9 protein-coding genes and 1 tRNA gene are annotated in these 16,873 nt (G+C 50.8%); 5 read left to right on the top strand and 5 right to left on the bottom strand.

Going from position 1 to position 16,873, the window contains the following annotated elements; genetic code table 11:
* Window positions 1-86 precede the first annotated feature (86 nt).
* Both EHT25_RS00995 and EHT25_RS00990 read left to right on the top strand, forming a co-directional pair.
* Entirely contained in the window at window positions 87-806 is a 720-nt protein-coding gene (locus tag EHT25_RS00995) for a sterol desaturase family protein (RefSeq protein ID WP_124869303.1), read from the top strand.
* 17 nt (window positions 807-823) lie between these two features.
* Window positions 824-1,102: an Rdx family protein gene (locus EHT25_RS00990; RefSeq protein WP_124869300.1), complete on the top strand. Its 279-nt coding sequence runs from the start codon at window positions 824-826 to the stop codon at window positions 1,100-1,102.
* A gap of 31 nt (window positions 1,103-1,133) precedes the next feature.
* Here the strand turns inward: EHT25_RS00990 and EHT25_RS00985 are convergent, their stop codons facing one another.
* Both EHT25_RS00985 and EHT25_RS00980 read right to left on the bottom strand, forming a co-directional pair.
* On the bottom strand, window positions 1,134-4,595 hold the full coding sequence (locus EHT25_RS00985; protein WP_124869297.1) for a pyruvate carboxylase: 3,462 nt from the start codon (window positions 4,593-4,595) through the stop codon (window positions 1,134-1,136).
* 255 nt (window positions 4,596-4,850) lie between these two features.
* Window positions 4,851-6,236: an MATE family efflux transporter gene (locus EHT25_RS00980; protein WP_124869294.1), complete on the bottom strand. Its 1,386-nt coding sequence runs from the start codon at window positions 6,234-6,236 to the stop codon at window positions 4,851-4,853.
* Window positions 6,237-6,683: 447 nt separating this feature from the next.
* Here EHT25_RS00980 and hflX point away from each other — a divergent pair, with 447 nt between their 5' ends.
* From hflX to EHT25_RS00965, 3 genes are all read left to right on the top strand, one after another.
* Window positions 6,684-7,952 carry a GTPase HflX gene (gene hflX, locus EHT25_RS00975; protein ID WP_124869290.1) on the top strand — a complete coding sequence of 423 codons (1,269 nt, stop codon included), beginning with the start codon at window positions 6,684-6,686 and terminating at the stop codon, window positions 7,950-7,952.
* A 76-nt stretch (window positions 7,953-8,028) separates the two neighbouring features.
* A tRNA-Arg gene (locus tag EHT25_RS00970) sits at window positions 8,029-8,100 on the top strand.
* Entirely contained in the window at window positions 8,092-8,616 is a 525-nt protein-coding gene (locus tag EHT25_RS00965; protein WP_185731247.1) for an Arm DNA-binding domain-containing protein, read from the top strand. The genes EHT25_RS00970 and EHT25_RS00965 overlap by 9 nt, the downstream gene beginning before the upstream one ends.
* A 14-nt stretch (window positions 8,617-8,630) precedes the next feature.
* Here the strand turns inward: EHT25_RS00965 and EHT25_RS00960 are convergent, their stop codons facing one another.
* From EHT25_RS00960 to EHT25_RS00950, 3 genes are all read right to left on the bottom strand, one after another.
* Window positions 8,631-9,401 carry a hypothetical protein gene (locus EHT25_RS00960; protein ID WP_124869282.1) on the bottom strand — a complete coding sequence of 257 codons (771 nt, stop codon included), beginning with the start codon at window positions 9,399-9,401 and terminating at the stop codon, window positions 8,631-8,633.
* A 35-nt stretch (window positions 9,402-9,436) separates the two neighbouring features.
* Entirely contained in the window at window positions 9,437-12,388 is a 2,952-nt protein-coding gene (locus tag EHT25_RS00955; RefSeq protein WP_124869279.1) for an FG-GAP-like repeat-containing protein, read from the bottom strand.
* 182 nt (window positions 12,389-12,570) lie between these two features.
* Window positions 12,571-16,581: a hybrid sensor histidine kinase/response regulator transcription factor gene (locus tag EHT25_RS00950; protein WP_124869277.1), complete on the bottom strand. Its 4,011-nt coding sequence runs from the start codon at window positions 16,579-16,581 to the stop codon at window positions 12,571-12,573.
* Window positions 16,582-16,873 lie beyond the last annotated feature (292 nt).

Raw genomic sequence — 16,873 nt, 5'->3', positions numbered from 1 at the left:
TAATTTGAAGCGAACTTGATATTTATCAATTTTTCACGATCTGGTAACGGGTTATTTTGGCTTGTCAACCAAAACCTGCTACCGGTATGTTACCCATCATTTTTATCACTTTCGCCTTTTGTTTTCTGCTCGAGCGTTTTTTCCCGGGTTGGAAATTACCACCTGTTCCGACCTGGACCATTCGCGTTCTGGCGGTTAATTTCATCCAATTATTGGTGGTGGTAGTAGCCGGTTTTACGTGGGAAAAGTGGCTGTCGAGCTATTCATTGTTTTATTTATCCAATTACGTAAATCCAGTTCTGGGTGGTTTAATCGCCTATTTCATGGCTACTTTTATATTCTACTGGTGGCATCGCTGGCGGCATACGGTCGCTTTTTTATGGACGCATTTTCATCAGATTCACCACAGTCCGCAACGGATCGAAGTCATCACTTCGTTTTACAAACATCCGCTCGAAATGACGGTTAATTCGATTATCGGCAGTTTACTCGTTTATACGACGCTGGGACTGAGTCCCGAAGCCGGTGGTATTTATACCCTTTGTACGGCATTGGGCGAGTTTTTTTACCACACCAATGTGCGGACACCCCGCTGGATTGGCTATATTTTTCAACGCCCAGAAATGCACCGGATTCACCACGAACACAACAAACACACCAACAATTACGGTGATATTGTCTGGTGGGATATGCTTTTTGGAACCTATCAGAATCCGCAGGAGTTCAATTCATCGTGTGGTTTTGATAACGAAAAGGAACAGCGGCTCGACGACATGTTGCGGTTCCAGGATGTTCATAAAACGTGATTTCTCAAACTGAAAAAATGAAACCCACCGTTACCCTCGAATACTGCCCAAAATGCGGCTGGCTGATGCGTTCGGCCTGGATGGCGCAGGAGATTTTGACGACGTTTACCGATGATATTCACGGCGTTTTGCTGCAACCTTCCGAAATCAGCGGGCGGTTTTCAGTCCGCATCGATGGGGAGAAAATCTTCGATCGGAAAGAAGCCGGGCGGTTTCCGGAAATCAAAGAATTGAAGCAACTGATTCGGGATGTTGTCAATCCGGATAAACCGTTGGGCCATTCGGATAAAAAATGAGGGATCTGGTTTTCAGATCCCTCGCGATTTACTAGCTCAATTCAATTACCCAGTCATCCTGCACCACCACCATGCCTTCTTTCAGAACCACCTGCTTGACGGTTCCGGCTTTGGGAGCGGCCACAATACTTTCCATTTTCATGGCTTCGATGACGAACAACGGCTGGTTTTTGGTGACTACATCGCCCGGTTTTACCAGGATTTTCGTCAAACGTCCCTGCAAAGGCGAGCCAACGTCACCATCCTTACTCACTTTCGCATTGGCCTGAAAATCAACCTTCTGTGATTTGTCGCGCACCTGAACCTGGCGGCTTTGGCCGTTGAGCTCGAACGTAACCGTCCGCATGCCCTGCTCATCGGGTTCGGACACGTAGAGTAAGCGCACCAGAATATTTTTACCCGCATCGATTTCGATCAGAATCTCTTCGTTCTCTTTCAACCCGTATAAAAAGGCCGGAGTCGGAATGATGCTGACGTCACCGTGTTCTTCAATGGCTTTGTAATACTCCTCGTATACTTTCGGGTACATCTGGTACGAGAGGTAATCGAGGAAGCCTTCATTCTGCGGAAACTGTTCTTCAAATTTCTTGAAGTCTTCTTCGAAATTGATGGGGGCCAGTTTTTCGTTCGGACGCCCGGTGAGCGGTTTTTCACCTTTCAGGACGATCTCCTGAATGTCATGCGGAAAACCACCGTATGGCTGGCCCAATTCACCTTTGAAAAATCCTTTTACTGATTCCGGAAAAGAAAGCGACGCACCGCGTTTGATGACATCCTCAGCTGTCAGGTTGTTCGACGTCATGAACAACGCCATGTCGCCCACTACTTTCGACGAAGGAGTTACCTTGACGATATCCCCAAACAACTTATTTACAACAACGTAATTCTTCTTGAGGGTTTCGAATTTATCACCCAAACCGAGCGCAATCGACTGCGGTTTCAGGTTCGAATATTGACCGCCCGGAATCTCGTTCTGGTACACTTCCGCACTACCGGCTTTCATACCCGACTCAAACGGATAATACCATTCCCGTACGTCCTCCCAATAGTTGGAATAGGCATTCAGCGAGTTCAGATCGATCGCACTTTCGCGCTCATGGCCCTGCAACATAGCCACCACCGAATTAAAGTTCGGCTGCGACGTCAACCCGGACAACGCCCCCAGGGCACAGTCGATGATGTCAACGCCCGAATCGACGGCTTTCAAATAGGTTGCCGACTGAATCGAGGACGTATCGTGCGTGTGCAGGTGAATGGGGATACTGACGGCCTGTTTCAATTCCCGTACCAGTACTTCGGCGGCCAGCGGTTTCAGCAAACCGGCCATGTCCTTGATGGCCAGCAGGTGAGCACCTTCGTCTTCCAGTTGACGGGCCATGTCGAGGTAATACTGCAACGTATACTTGTGCTGATCAGGGGCCAGCATGTCGCCGGTGTAACAGATCGCGGCTTCGGCAAGCGCATCGGTTCGTTCGCGCACGGCCCGGATGCTGACCTTCATGGCTTCGACCCAGTTCAGCGAGTCGAAAATCCGGAAAACATCGATGCCGGATTCCCACGATTTTTCAACGAATTTCTCAATCAGGTTATCGGGATACGCCGAATAACCCACCGCGTTGGAACCCCGGAACAGCATTTGCAGCAGCATGTTCGGCATGGCTTCGCGGAATTTCTTCAGCCGTGTCCAGGGGCTTTCGTGCAAAAACCGCATGGCAACGTCGAAGGTAGCTCCCCCCCAAACTTCCATCGAAAACAGTTCCGGGTGGTTTTTGGCAAATCCTTCGGCGACATTCAGCAAATCTTTGGTCCGAACACGGGTAGCCAGTAACGACTGGTGGCCGTCGCGGAAAGTTGTGTCGGTATACAAAACCGGTTTCTGCTCCCGCACCCACGCGACAAATTTATCACGCCCCAGTTCCGTCAGGCGGTCCTTGTTTCCTTTGGGATAAGCTCCGTATTGATCAAAAACCGGAACAACCGGCGTGCGGAATTTTTGGGCCGGCCCTTTGGAACCCGGTTTTACCTTGACTTCGGGATTGCCATTGACAATCACATCCGCCAGGTAATTCAACGCCCGGGTCGAGCGGTCTTTCGGTTTGCGGAGGTCGAACAGTTCGGGATGGTTTTCGATAAAAGAAACCCGCGCATCACCCGCCTGAAAAATCGGGTGATCGATAACATTCATCAAAAACGGAATGTTGGTTTTCACCCCGCGAATCCGAAATTCGACCAGTGCCCGTTTCAGCCGTTGGGTTGCGCCCCGGAGCGTGCGTCCCCGCGCCGACACCTTCACAATCATGGAATCGAAATACGGCGAAATTTTTACGCCGGGATACGAACTGCCTTCATCGAGACGAATGCCAAAACCGGCGGCATTGCGGTAGGCAATGATGGTTCCAAAGTCGGGACGGAAACCGTTGGCCGGGTCTTCGGTGGTAATCCGGCACTGAATGGCGTACCCGTTCAGCGGAATCTCATCCTGGTGGTTGATGTAAATTCCATTGTCCGACAATTTATACCCCATCGCAATCAAAATCTGCGTCCGAACGAGGTCGATCCCGGTTACTTCTTCCGTAATCGTGTGCTCAACCTGAATCCGCGGATTGACTTCGATGAAGTAAATATTCTCCTGTTTATCGACCAGAAACTCGACCGTTCCGGCATTGGAATAATTCGCCTGCCGACCGATTTTCAGGGCGTATTCGTAGAGTTTATTCTTGGTTTCCTGTTTTAAGCCAAATGAAGGCGCCACTTCCACAACCTTCTGAAAACGACGCTGTACCGAGCAATCCCGTTCATACAGGTGAACGATATTACCGTGTGTATCGCCCAGCAACTGCACTTCAATGTGTTTGGGATCAACGACGAATTTTTCCAGAAATATTGTATCGTCGCCGAACGCATTGCGGGCTTCGTTGCGGGCTTCGTTGAATGATTTTTCAAATTCTTCCTCCTGCCGAACGACGCGCATTCCACGCCCACCGCCACCGGCCACGGCTTTGATCATCACCGGAAAACCGATCCGTTTGGCTTCCGAAATAGCGACCGAAAAGTCTGATATATCGATCCGGCTATCGGGAATCATCGGCACGTCCGCCGTAGTCGCCAGGTTTTTGGCCCGTACTTTATCGCCCAATGCTTCCATCGCTTCCGGCGTGGGACCTACGAAGATGATACCTTCTTCCCGGCATCGGCGTGCCAGCGTCACATTCTCCGATAAAAAACCGTAACCGGGGTGAATGGCATCCACTTTCTTGTGTTTCGCCAGTTGAATAATGCCTTCAATATTCAGGTACGGTTTCAGGGGTTCATCGTCGCGACCAATCTGGTAGGCTTCATCCGCTTTGTAGCGGTGCAGCGAATAGCGGTCTTCGTAGGTGTAGACGGCGACGGTCGTAATTCCCAACTCGGTGGCGGCCCGCATGATGCGGATGGCGATTTCGCCCCGGTTGGCGACGAGCAGGCGTTTAATCGGGCGAATGTAATCTTTCATAAGTCCCAAAAATGCAGGATGGGTTTTTGAAATTGGTGAACAATACAGCAAGTTTAGGGAAAAGTTTGAAAAAAGCAGGATTTACCGAATGTTCATCGGAAAAGACTGGTTTTTCGTGAAATATTGCAGTATCGATTCGATTTCGCCCCTTTATAAAACCCGGTTTTGAAAGTTACCCCCATAGGTTCAATCGCATAATGAAATTGACCAGAGTACACGCTAAAGGAGTCCTCTGGTCAATTTCCATAAATCAACTTACACCTGTACCAGTTTCCACCGGCCTCTTCTGAACACCAAAACCGCAATCACCGCCAGCAACGATTCGCTGAAGGCAACCGACCAGAAAACCCCTTCCGGTCCCCAGCCGAGCGTATTGGCCAGCAGATAGGCCAGCGGAATTTCAATCAGCCAGAAGCAGACAACGTTGATCAGTGTTGGCGTTCGGGTATCCCCCGCTCCGTTCAGTGCCTGGCTGATTACCATGCCGTAAGCGAAAAAGACGTAGCCCAGGCAAAAGATCTTGAGGCATTTAACGGCGATTTCCACCACTTTCGGTTCGCGATTGAAAATGCCGACAATCTCGGCTGCGGCACTGTAAAATAAAATACCGACGCCCAACAGGAACAGCATGTTGCAAAAAGCCGCCCGCCACGCGGAGGTTTCGGCCCGATCCGGTTTTTTGGCGCCTAAATTCTGGCCCACCAGCGTTGCGGCTGCGTTGGCCATGCCCCAGGACGGCATGATCGTAAAAATCATGATCCGGATCGCGATGGTGTAACCCGCTACCACGTCGCTGCCAAACGTCGAGAGTATACGCGTCAGGAACACCCAACTAGCCGAACCCACCAGAAATTGCGCCGTTCCACCGGCAGCAATGCTGAGCAGGTTACGGATAATTCCGTAATCGGGCCGGAAATCTGCCCCCCGAACCTGCACATCCCGGCCGTTTCGCATCAGGCTGTATAGCTGGTAAATGGCCCCCGCCGAACGCCCAATCGTGGTGGCAATGGCCGACCCGATGACGCCCATTGCGGGAACCGGTCCCCAGCCGAAAATAAAAACCGGGCACAGCAGGATATTAAGGCCATTCGCAATCCAGAGTGAGCGCATTGCCGTAGAGGCTTCACCGGCGCCCCGCAAACAACCGCTCAACGTATACAGTAGAATGATGGCTGGTGAACTGGCGAAAATGAGTCGGGTAAAACCGGAGCCCCGGCTGATGAGTGGTTCATCACCGCCCATTGCCCGGAGAATATCTTCGGCAAAAACCGCCCCCGGAATTCCGATCAGCAGCGCGACGGCAATGGAGACCAGAATGACCTGCGCGACGGATTTCCCGGCTTCGCGGGCGTTTCCTTCGCCCACCCGACGCGAAACCAGGGCCGTAGCCGCGGTGCTCAACCCGATGGCAATGGAATAGACAATCGTCAGAACCGACTCGGTTAGACCCACCGTGGCAACGGCTTCGGTACTGATTTTAGCCACAAAAAAGACATCGACAACCGCAAAAAGTGATTCCATGACCATCTCCAGCACCATCGGAACCGACAGCATGAAAATGGCCCGGTTGATGCTACCGGATGTATAATTACTTTCTGTACCGCGCAATGCGTCCAGTAACAGGCGAATAAATTTCGTCATGAATGAAAAAAGAAGTAACGGGCGACCGAATCGCCGAATAAAGAAACAGCTTGAATAAAGGATTTCAGACCGTCGGTCAGTCAGACAGGACGGTTGAATAAGAAGCGGAAAAGACCCTTAGCGGGTGAGAGTGGTCATCGGCTTTTAGCTTTGAGACGGCAAATGTACGGAAAGATTTTTTCCGAAAAAGGAAGTTTGAGGAAACGGTATTATTTTTTTGAGAAAAGTTTGTTAAATTTGCATTGCTTAAAGTAGTACGCCCATGAAAATGTTTGCCGATTTCGGCCCCTTCCGCTTTCGCTAAAAACCGTATTTGTATTCAACGGTTGTATTCCTTATTCTCGTAAGTAAATTAAGGTAACTGGACCCGTTCCGGGAGGGCTTTTGCGTGCATTCCGGCACCAAAACCACCGTTCGCGTGTTCCCTACCTTGTAACTCCATTCCATATGATTGAAACACATAAACAGCCCGAAACCGCAGTTCTGGTGGCCTTGGTGACGCAAAAGCAGTCGGCCGAAAAAACGCAGGAATACCTGGAAGAACTGGCGTTTCTGGCCGAAACGTCGGGCGTTATTACCGTAAAATCGTTTGTTCAGAAACTCGACCGGCCCGACACCCGAACCTACGTTGGCAAAGGAAAGTTAGAAGAAATCCATACGTTTTTGATCGACAATCCGGTCGATACGGTTATTTTCGACGATGACTTGACGCCCTCGCAGGTTCGAAACCTCGAAGCGGCTCTTCCCGATATTAAAGTACTGGATCGCAGCCTGTTGATTTTGAACATCTTTTCGATGCGGGCGCAAACGGCCCAGTCTAAACTGCAGGTTGAACTGGCACAGTATCAGTATATGTATCCGCGTCTGACCCGGATGTGGACCCACTTAAGCCGGATGAAAGCCGGGGTGGGAACACGGGGACCGGGTGAGAAGGAACTCGAAACCGATCGCCGGATTGTGCAGGATCGGATCGCGTTCCTGAAAGAAAAACTGGAAAAAATTGACAAGCAGAGCTTTACGCGTCGTAAAGAACGCGACCGGCTGGTGCGCGTGGCACTGGTGGGCTACACGAATGTTGGCAAATCGACTTTGATGCGGACGCTGGCCAAAACGGACGTCTTTGCCGAAAACAAGCTGTTCGCAACGGTCGATTCGACGGTTCGCAAGGTGGTGTTGGGCAATATCCCGTTTCTGCTGACGGACACCGTCGGTTTTATCCGCAAACTGCCCACTACGCTGATCGAAGCGTTTAAATCGACGCTGGATGAGGTACGCGAAGCCGATATTTTGTTGCACGTTGTCGATGTTTCCCATCCATCGGTTGAGGAACACATCGGAATTGTCAACGATATTTTAACGGAAATCGGCGTCGGTGGTCCGGCTGGCGAAAAACCAACGGTACTGGTTTTCAACAAAATAGATCAGTTTGAACCCCGCGACGAATGGATGCACCCGGAAGATGATTTCGACGACGATCTGCCGGTGGCCATCCGGAAACAAACCGCACTGGATTATCTGAAAAAAACGTACCTGACACAGAAAGCCGAGCACGTGGTTTTTATTTCCGCCGAAACACGCGAGAATCTCGACGAGCTGCGTAACCTGTTGTATACCATGGTGAAAGAGAAGCATTACGCCATCTATCCCAACTGGCTGGAGGTTCCGTTGGGCGACTGGGCCGAGCAGGCTGATGATAGCGGCAATTTTGGTAAATAACAGATTTCTAAGCATTTTTGCGCCAATTACCTTCAACGACACCTGTCAGGTCGTCACGACCTGACAGTTTTTTTCTGGTCTCATAGTTCAACGGATAGAATAGAAGTTTCCTAAACTTTAGATCTGGGTTCGATTCCCGGTGGGACCACGAACATATCGGAAAAGTGCCAATAAAGCTCGCATTGGCACTTTTTCTTTTTATAATCATTTTCAGAATGACTTTTTAACCCATTTTTCCCTGTCCATTTTCAGAATATTTTCAGAATGGGAGCAAGACTTCTCTAAAAAGCTCACCATTACAGACGAGTACGTTAAAACCGACGGCACAAGCGCCCTGTACCTCTATGTTGCCATTGATGACAAACATGATCGCATCAAATTGAAGCTTTCCTGGCCACCGGCTTTCCTCGATAAAAAGGCTGGCCAGATCCTACCCCGAAAAAGAAACGATCCGGATTTCAATGATTTTAAGATCATCATTGATACCGAAATGGGAAAATTGAACGACATTTTCAAGGCCCATCGAATGGCCGAAAAGAAGCTTTCGCTGGATAAATTGATCGAAGTATATCATTCCTTTACTTCCAAAAATGACTTTCTGAAGTTCTGGTTAACGGAAGTAAACGAGCGATGGAAGCGAAATATATACGGGATGGCCACGTAGCCACTTTGACGAAACTAAAGGCATTCTGGAAGGCTGAAGCGCCCAAAAAGAAAATAAAAACGCCCATTTAATTGCCGCAATTCGCCAAATAAGAAAGCCTGGCCGGATCGCTCCAGCCAGGCCTTTCCAGTGGCCAGGATCCCGCCTGACACCCGCCATAATTCCAGTTCGGCCGGAATCACCCGCTGATCTTTCACCAGCGCCAGCTTCATCGATCCCACCAGGTAATTTACGCCTTTAATGTGAACCTTACTGAAGGAAAACGTGGCCAGGTCGGCGGGCGTTAAGGATACCACCTTACTTAACATAAACGTATTTTCCTTAAAGCGTTCAAAGCGCCGATACACCGAATCCACCAAGTTATTCGATCCGTTCCAGATCAAGCTCCGGCTTCCGGTTATATGGATGGCCGTGGGCTTGCCGCTGATCATTCCATTCCTGAACAATACTTTCGGATTGCCTTTGGCCTGGCTATCCTTATTATTCGGGCTGATCCCTGGCTGGCTACACAAGGCCAGGCCCGAAACCGGATTTTTTAAATACGTCGGTAAACGGGATTTAATCGATAGTACGGATCCACCTTTGTTGGCGGCTGTTTCGGCGGTTATGTACTTATCCATTGAAGGCGGGATCGGCTTCATCAACGCATCATTAGAATCCAGTTCATATCCCAATTCTAAGCGGTTGACGGTTTCCGGCGTTTTCGTGTGGCCAGGATCCGCTTTTGAAGTCCAATCCAGCAAACAGGGTGCTTTCAGCACATCATCCGCAAAACCGATATCCACGCGCTTTTTCGGGTTTGCACTGTTTTACTCAATCCCTACTGTTTCAGTACTTTTAGCGTCACCGTTTTTGATCCACTGCTGACCTGCAGAAAGAGCAATCCCGCTGGTTGTTGCGGCACCAATAGCGTCTGGTGCTCGAACGGTTTGGCCACTTCGATCAATCGCTGGCTGATCAGCCGCCCGCTGGCATCGGTCAACTGCAACCGGAGCGGCTGGCCTTCCGCTCCCCGAATTTCTACCGCCACCTGATTCGAAACCGGATTGCCCAACACGGCCACCTGTATCGACGAACCAGTTTCTGCCGACATGCGGGCCTGTGTACATTGATACGCCTTGGGCGATCCTTTTAAGTCATATGTGCTGCCCAATACCCGCGCCCGAATCAACGTGCCGTTGACCACACTACCTGGTGGTGTAAAGTTGTAGGCATGGGCGCCATTGCCTTTGTTGGCATCTTTCAAATCCTGCCGGTAGATATTGGCAACGGCACTTCCTAAAACCGTCCCACTTCCATCCAGATAGAACTCCACGGTCAATGGGGTGTTGGGTTTCTTACGGTCCCAGATCCAGCCCCGAATGCCTCCACAATCGAGCTTGTCCAGATAACCTTCAAAATCCCCGCTAACCGTCGTAGCCCCCCCCGAATTGACCGTCAATACAAAACTTACACTATTGCTGGCCCCATCATCGTCGGTGGCCTGGTAGGTCAGCACAAAGGAACCCGCCACCGTGGGGGTTCCGCTGATAACCCGACCCGGCATGCTCAAACTTAGTCCATCGGGCAAACCACTCAGGGAATAGGTCAGTTCGGTCCCTTCAGGATCTGTGAAGGCTACCAGGGTTCCCGAGAAAGGTACGCCTACCTGGGCTACCAACGGAGCAATCAGCACGGTGGGAACCGGTGGTTGGGGCGACTGGTTGTATTCGGGTTCGTAATTGGGCGTGCAGATCAGGGCTTTAGGAGAATCCTTCAAAACAAATGGATTGCCGGTGATCCGCGCCGAGAGGCTGTGTGGCAAACCTTCTTTCAACGCATCAGGAATGGGCCAGAAGAACGCGTGCCGCCCGTTGCCCTTCTCGGCACTGAGCAAATCCTGACGAAAAACATCCGCAGAAAGGGTCGCAACGACGGTCACCCCGTCAAGAATATCGATGATGACTGGATTATTCGGTTTGTTGCGGTCCCAGGCCCACCCACGGAACGTGGCGCAGTCAGCTCCATAAATAAATCCATCGAACGAGCCCGATACTGCCGGAACCACCCTTAGTACATAAGGGCTACTGGCCAGCGCTGAAAAGCTGTTCTTGTCGGTCACCTGGACGGTGAGCGTAAAGCTGCCGGTTTGCGTCGGCGTACCCGATAGGACGCCGGTGCTGGCCAGCGTCAGGCCAGTTGGCAATGTCCCCCCGATGAGCGAGAAGGTGTAGGGAGCATTGCCTCCGGAAGCCGTAAAAGATTGGTTAAAAGGCTGTTGGCTGACGCCTGAATTGATGGCAGGATTCGTCAGGGCAACCGGTACCATCTCATTAAAACGAACCGACACCGGCCTGGTCGAGATAAAGTCCAGGTCCAGATCACCATCCAGATCGCCCAACACGATACCCTCTCCCGGCGAACCAGGGGATGGATTGAAAGCCGGGCGCGTGAACGTACCGGAGCCATCGTTGAGGTAAACTGATACATTCCTACTATTACTATTCGAACAAAGCAGGTCGAGGTCACCGTCGGCATCAATATCCCCCGTCACCACGGTGTTGGGTTGTTCGCCCACTGGAAGCGCCGTTGCACCGCCAAAGACGCCTTGCCCGTCATTAATTCGAATACTAATGGAATTGCTCAGGCGGTCGGCAGTGGCCAGATCTACGTCGCCATCACCGTCCCAATCACCGGTAGCAATGCTCTGGGGATCGTTGCCCACACTCACTGGGGAGCCGGGACTGAAAACGCCACTCACGTTGTTGAAATAGACAAAAACGGCGTTATACGCCTGTCTGGGCATCAGAAAATCGAGATCACCATCTTTATCCACATCACATAAGGTAATATCCCGGGCAAAGGCGACATCAGAAGTGGCCGATGAGGTGATATAGCTGTCACTCCCACTGAAAGTGCCAGTGCCGTCGTTGAAGCGGACAAATACGGTCGCGTTGCCAAAGGCTTCAGATGCCATCGCGAGCAAATCCAGATCGCCATCACCGTCGATGTCACCCAACGTCAGGCTCCATAAATTTGTACCCAGGGCCAGACTCGGCGCTTCGGTAAAAGTTCCGGTACCATCATTGAGTCGTATACTGACACTGTTGATCGGCTCATATCCATTGGTTGTCAAAAAGTCCAGATCGCCATCACTATCAATATCACCCAGCACGACATCGGTGATAAAATCGCCAACGACAATATCGGTCGAACCGCTAAAAGCCCCTGTTCCATCATTGAAGCTAACCGTTACCGACCGGTTTGAAATGGTTGACAATTGGGCGGTGATCAGATCAAGATCACCGTCTCCATCCAGGTCGCCCAACACGGGATGATTGGGAAAGCTTCCCGAAACGCTCACGTTTGGCCCAGGCCGAAAGTTGCCCTGCCCCAGGCCGCCGGTCGCCGTCACAAACTGGAAGATTTTCGGTGTGGCCAGTGTACCCCCTCCCGTAGCCGTCACAGCCGTCGTTACGGTGACATCCACCCGCTCTCCGGCTTTAAAGTCGTAGTTGCTTGGTGTAAACTGCAATTGATTGCCATTGACGGTCGCCGGAGTGCCGCCCTGGGAGCGCAGGCCACCCCGTTGGTTGCTGAACACCTTCAGGGCCGCGGCTGAACCAGGAGCCAGGGATTGGTCGAAGGTAACTCCGACCGGGCTATAACGCGGCACGTTGTGGGAGTTGGGCGTAGGCGAAACCGCGGTGAGGGTGGGATTCTGGGCCGGGAGCACTCGCCCGGATAGCACCAGAATCAAAACAAGAAGTCGAAAAAAGTAATCGTTTCGCATAAAGTTGGGTGAGAAAAAAAATAAAAAATACGGAAGTAAATCGGGGGTAAAGTTGATTTCAAATGCCCAATTCTCGTTAACTCAAATTCTTCATTCCTTTGCTCATTTTCATTAAATCACCTATTCAGGCACAAAAAAAACCCTTGCGGGGCGGGTTTCTAATCGAATTTACAGACCGCTTCTCAGGTCTGCCGGTAGGCCGAAGGGACGACTCCAAATTTATTCTGAAACACTTTGGTAAAATAAGACAAACTCTCAAAGCCCACCTGATAGGCTACTTCCGACACGGTGTGAGTGCCCCGATGGAGAAGATCAGCCGCGTGATCCAGACGCTGGTTCCGAATAAACTCTACCGCGGTTTGGCCGGTCAATGCTTTCAGTTTACGGACCAGTTGCTGCTGGCTCAAATTCAGTTCTTCGCTGAGCTGTTCAACGCCGAACCCACTTTCGACCAGGTGTTGTTCGATGACCGCTTTGGCTTTTAGCAAAAAAGCTTCCTCCTTCGTTTTTGTTGCCTCATCGCCCGGAAGAATAGCCCGTGCCATGCCACCAAAATACGCCTGCAGCCGGGTCTGTTTCTGCACTAAGTTCCGTACCCTGACCGCAATTTCGATCTGGTTGAAAGGCTTGGTCAGGTAGTCGTCGGCCCCTAGTTCAAACCCCTCGATGCGGTTTTCGACAGTGGCCCGGGCGGTTAACATCACCACCGGAATGTGGCTGGTGGCTTCCTGTGTTTTCAGCGTCCGGCAAAAACCGAAGCCATCAAGCCGGGGCATCATTAGGTCGCAGATGACAACGTCTGGCAGGATAGTCGTAGCTTTTTCCAGACCTTCATGGCCATCGACGGCTTCAATAATCTTGTAATCGGTTTCAAAAATACTACGCACATACGCCCGGATATCCGCGTTGTCGTCGATGATGAGCAGGCTCGGTTCGGAAACGGCACTTCGGTCGTTTCGTCGTTCCTGTCCAACGCTGGCCTGAAACCGGGTCGGGATAGGATCTACTTCCGCATTTTTCGTGATCAGCGGCAGCGTCACCGTGAACGTTGTACCAACCCCTTCGGCACTGGTGGCGTCGATGGTGCCGTTCAGGACCCGGATCAATTCACTGACCAGAGCCAGGCCGATACCGCTCCCTTCGTAAGACCGGTTGGAGTTGCCATCGACTTGGTAAAACCGCTCAAAGATGCGCCCCAGATTCGTTGGCGCAATTCCAATACCTGTATCCTGAATGGTCAGAATCAGTTCACCAGTTCCGGGTTGGTCCGGGTAGTGTACGTTCATTCGAACCACCTGACCGGAGGGTGTAAATTTGAAGGCGTTCGACAGGAGGTTCGTTACGATTTTTTCGACTTTATCCGAGTCAAAATCGGCCCACAGGGTAGACGCATTTTGCACAAACGTAAATTGAATAGCCTGACTTTCAGCCAGCGATTCGAACGAACTGGCCAGCGTGCGAAAAAAGGAGGCCAAGTCGCCGAATTGCCCTTCGGGTTTGAGCTGGCCCGCTTCCAGTTTATTCAGATCAAGCACCTGGTTGATCAGACTCAGTAGCCGTTTGGCGTTCCGTTGAATGAGCGGAAAACGGTTATCCTGGGCATATTCCTGAACCACCTGTTCGAGGGGACCCAGAATCAGGGTCAACGGCGTGCGGAATTCATGGGAAATATTGGTAAAAAGCTGCGTTTTTAGCGCGTCCAGTTCGGCCAGACGACTGGCTTCTTTCTGCTCAAAAACAACCTGTTGCTGGAGGACAAACCGCTGCATCTGAAACCGGTAAAATTGCCAGCCAATGATTGCCAAAATAACAAGATAGATGAAATAAGCCCACCAGGTGTGGTAGAAGGGCGGATGAACCCGGATCTGTAACTCGACGGGTTTGCTCCAGACCTCGCCATCGGCCGACCCCATCATCGCAAACCGGTAATTACCATCGGGCAGTTGGGCGTAGTTGGCGAAGCGGTTATTCCCGGCTTCCACCCAATCCCGGTCGATACCCTCCAGGCGATACCGGTAGCGGTTTTTGGCCGAATTGATGTAATTCATTACCCCAAATTCGAGTGTGACCAGGTTCTGATCATGCGCCAGTTCGAGCGTTTGAGTGTGTTCGATGGCCTGGGAGAGAATACCGCCCGGGCTCCCCACCTCAATGGTTTCGTTGTTGATTTTTAACCCGATGATGTTGGCCAATGGTTTATATTGGCTCGTACTCTTTACTTCTTTGGGCCGGAAGGCCGTCAAACCATTGACGCCCCCAAAGAGCAATTCACCCGAAGTGGCTTTAAAGAACGAAGCGGTATTGAATTCATCGTCCTGCAAGCCGTCGGCTTTGGTGTAGTTGTGGAATTGATGGGTTCTGGGGTTGAACTGACTCAGGCCCCGGTTGGTGCTCAGCCAGAGGCTTTTAGAGTTATCGGCCAGAATACCATAGACCACTATATTGGGTAATCCTTGGGCTTCGGTGAAGTGTTCGAACAGCCCCGTCTGTTTGTCCAGCCGCTCAAGTCCTCCTCCTTTGGTTCCCACCCAGAGATAGCGGTCGGGTTGGTTGGGGTCGTCGATCAGGCTCGAAACAAAATCGTTGCTCAGGCTCTGCCGATCGGTTTTGGTGTTTTTATAGATGGAAAAAGCCGGATTAATCTGAGGCTGCCGGGCTTTGACCAACCCTTGCTGAGTCCCGATCCAGAACGTCCCCGACCGATCCACATGCAACGCGTAGGTTTCGACTGCCGCACCACTCTGTGGCAATAAGAATTGGTAACTGAACACCTGAAACGCTTCGGTCCGGGGGTTAAACCGGAGCAGTTTGCCGTTGGTCGCGCCGATCCAGAGATTTCCCGTCTGATCCTCCATGGTCTGATTTCCAAAATACCCAAAGGTGATGTTTTCTGGCAGCGGGTATTTTTTGAGCAGTTGCCAATCCGGCGAGAATTTGAATAAATAATTTTTATGGGTTTCAAAATGAACGTTGGAAACCCAGTAATAACCAGCCCGATCCTGCATGAGGAAGCGTTGCCGCCTGTCGGCTTCGGGTAGATTCGGGTCCAGGAAAGGCACTAACCGGTCATTGGTCCGGTCCAGTTCCGCATAGGCAAATTCACCGCGCACGTAGGTCCGCTTCTGCCGGTCAATGTATAGATTTGAAAGCGATGTATTGGCTAAAAACGAATGAAATTGCTTGATTTTCGGATTGAATTTTCGCAGGCCGTAGCCGCTGGTACCGAACCAGATCGTACCAGTTTTATCTTTCAGGATACAGGTAATTCTGTAAACATTCGGTGGAAAAGCGACGAAGGCCGTGCGGGCAGTCAGGCTATCCTGCTGGAAAAGCTGCTCGGGTGACATTAGCCACAAATGATCAGAGGTGGCAACGGCAATGGTCCTGGTGTCGAAGGCATACAATTGCAGGCCTAAATGCTTTTTTGAGGGTAGCGTAATAGTCTTCGATATCCCCTTATACCAGCCTTTTAAGTGATCGTTGGTCGTGGCAAACCAAAAGCTCTGCCGCGCCTTTTCATCGAAAGCGTTCAAATCCAGTTTGGTTGCCTGCGATGGATACTGCCAGTTGAACGAAAAAACCCCAGAGGTGACATCCATAAACCCTTGTCCTTCCGGTCGGGAATGGAAATAAAGGGACGACGCCCCGGTCTTTTTCTCGTTTGCCTTGATCGATTTAAGCTGGATTTGGCCCGTAAAATCAGCTTGATTGGGGAAATTGGTTCGGAGTGATGGTGGCAAACTGATTTTAAAGAACTTATTGGTAAAGCCCACCCAGATGGCGCCGTCGGGATCTTCGGCCAGCGTATGTATCTCGTAATTTCTCGCATTCGAAGTAGTCTGATCGTTGATGTTGATGTGGTAAAACCGCTGGGTCCGATCATCGAAAAGATTAAGTCCCTGATTGAGTGTACCCACCCAAAGCCGCTGGTGACTGTCGATCAATAGCGCCGAACAGTGGTTGTTCGAAAGACTGAAATCGTTATAGGGGTCGTGGGTGAATACCTTGAAATTATGCCCGTCATAGCGGTTAAGACCATCTTTGGTCGCCACCCAAATGAATCCCTTCCGATCCTGTTCAAGGTCGTAGATCATGCCTTGCGACAGACCATCAGAAATCGTAATTTCCTGCCAGCCTTTCGGTTGGGCAAAGAGTGTAAAAGGCAATAGAAAAAAGAGGTAAAAGAATCGCATTGAGTCCCGATTTTGTGTAATCTTCCCATAAAATCGTGCCAATTAAACTAAAATTGAATCATTCGGAGCCATCGACGACTTAAATCCGGAAACGAAGGTATCTCCATTTCGTTTCAATTAACCACACGTCGTCCAGTTTCGGATAAGCATCCTTTACGCCATTGTTCAACGCTATTTTGCTGGCGCGCTTTAATTTGTGGTCGCATTGGCGCTCCGATTCTGCCGACTCCATTTCACTTTCTTCAGTAATTGTCCCACTCAACTGGGGGCGTAACTAAACTGGCGAAGGGTG

This window comes from Larkinella rosea, assembly GCF_003858635.1.
Classification (GTDB): Bacteria; Bacteroidota; Bacteroidia; order Cytophagales; family Spirosomataceae; genus Larkinella; species Larkinella rosea.
The sequence above is the reverse complement of the archived record's forward strand: the minus strand, read 5'-3'. Positions and strand labels throughout refer to the sequence as shown.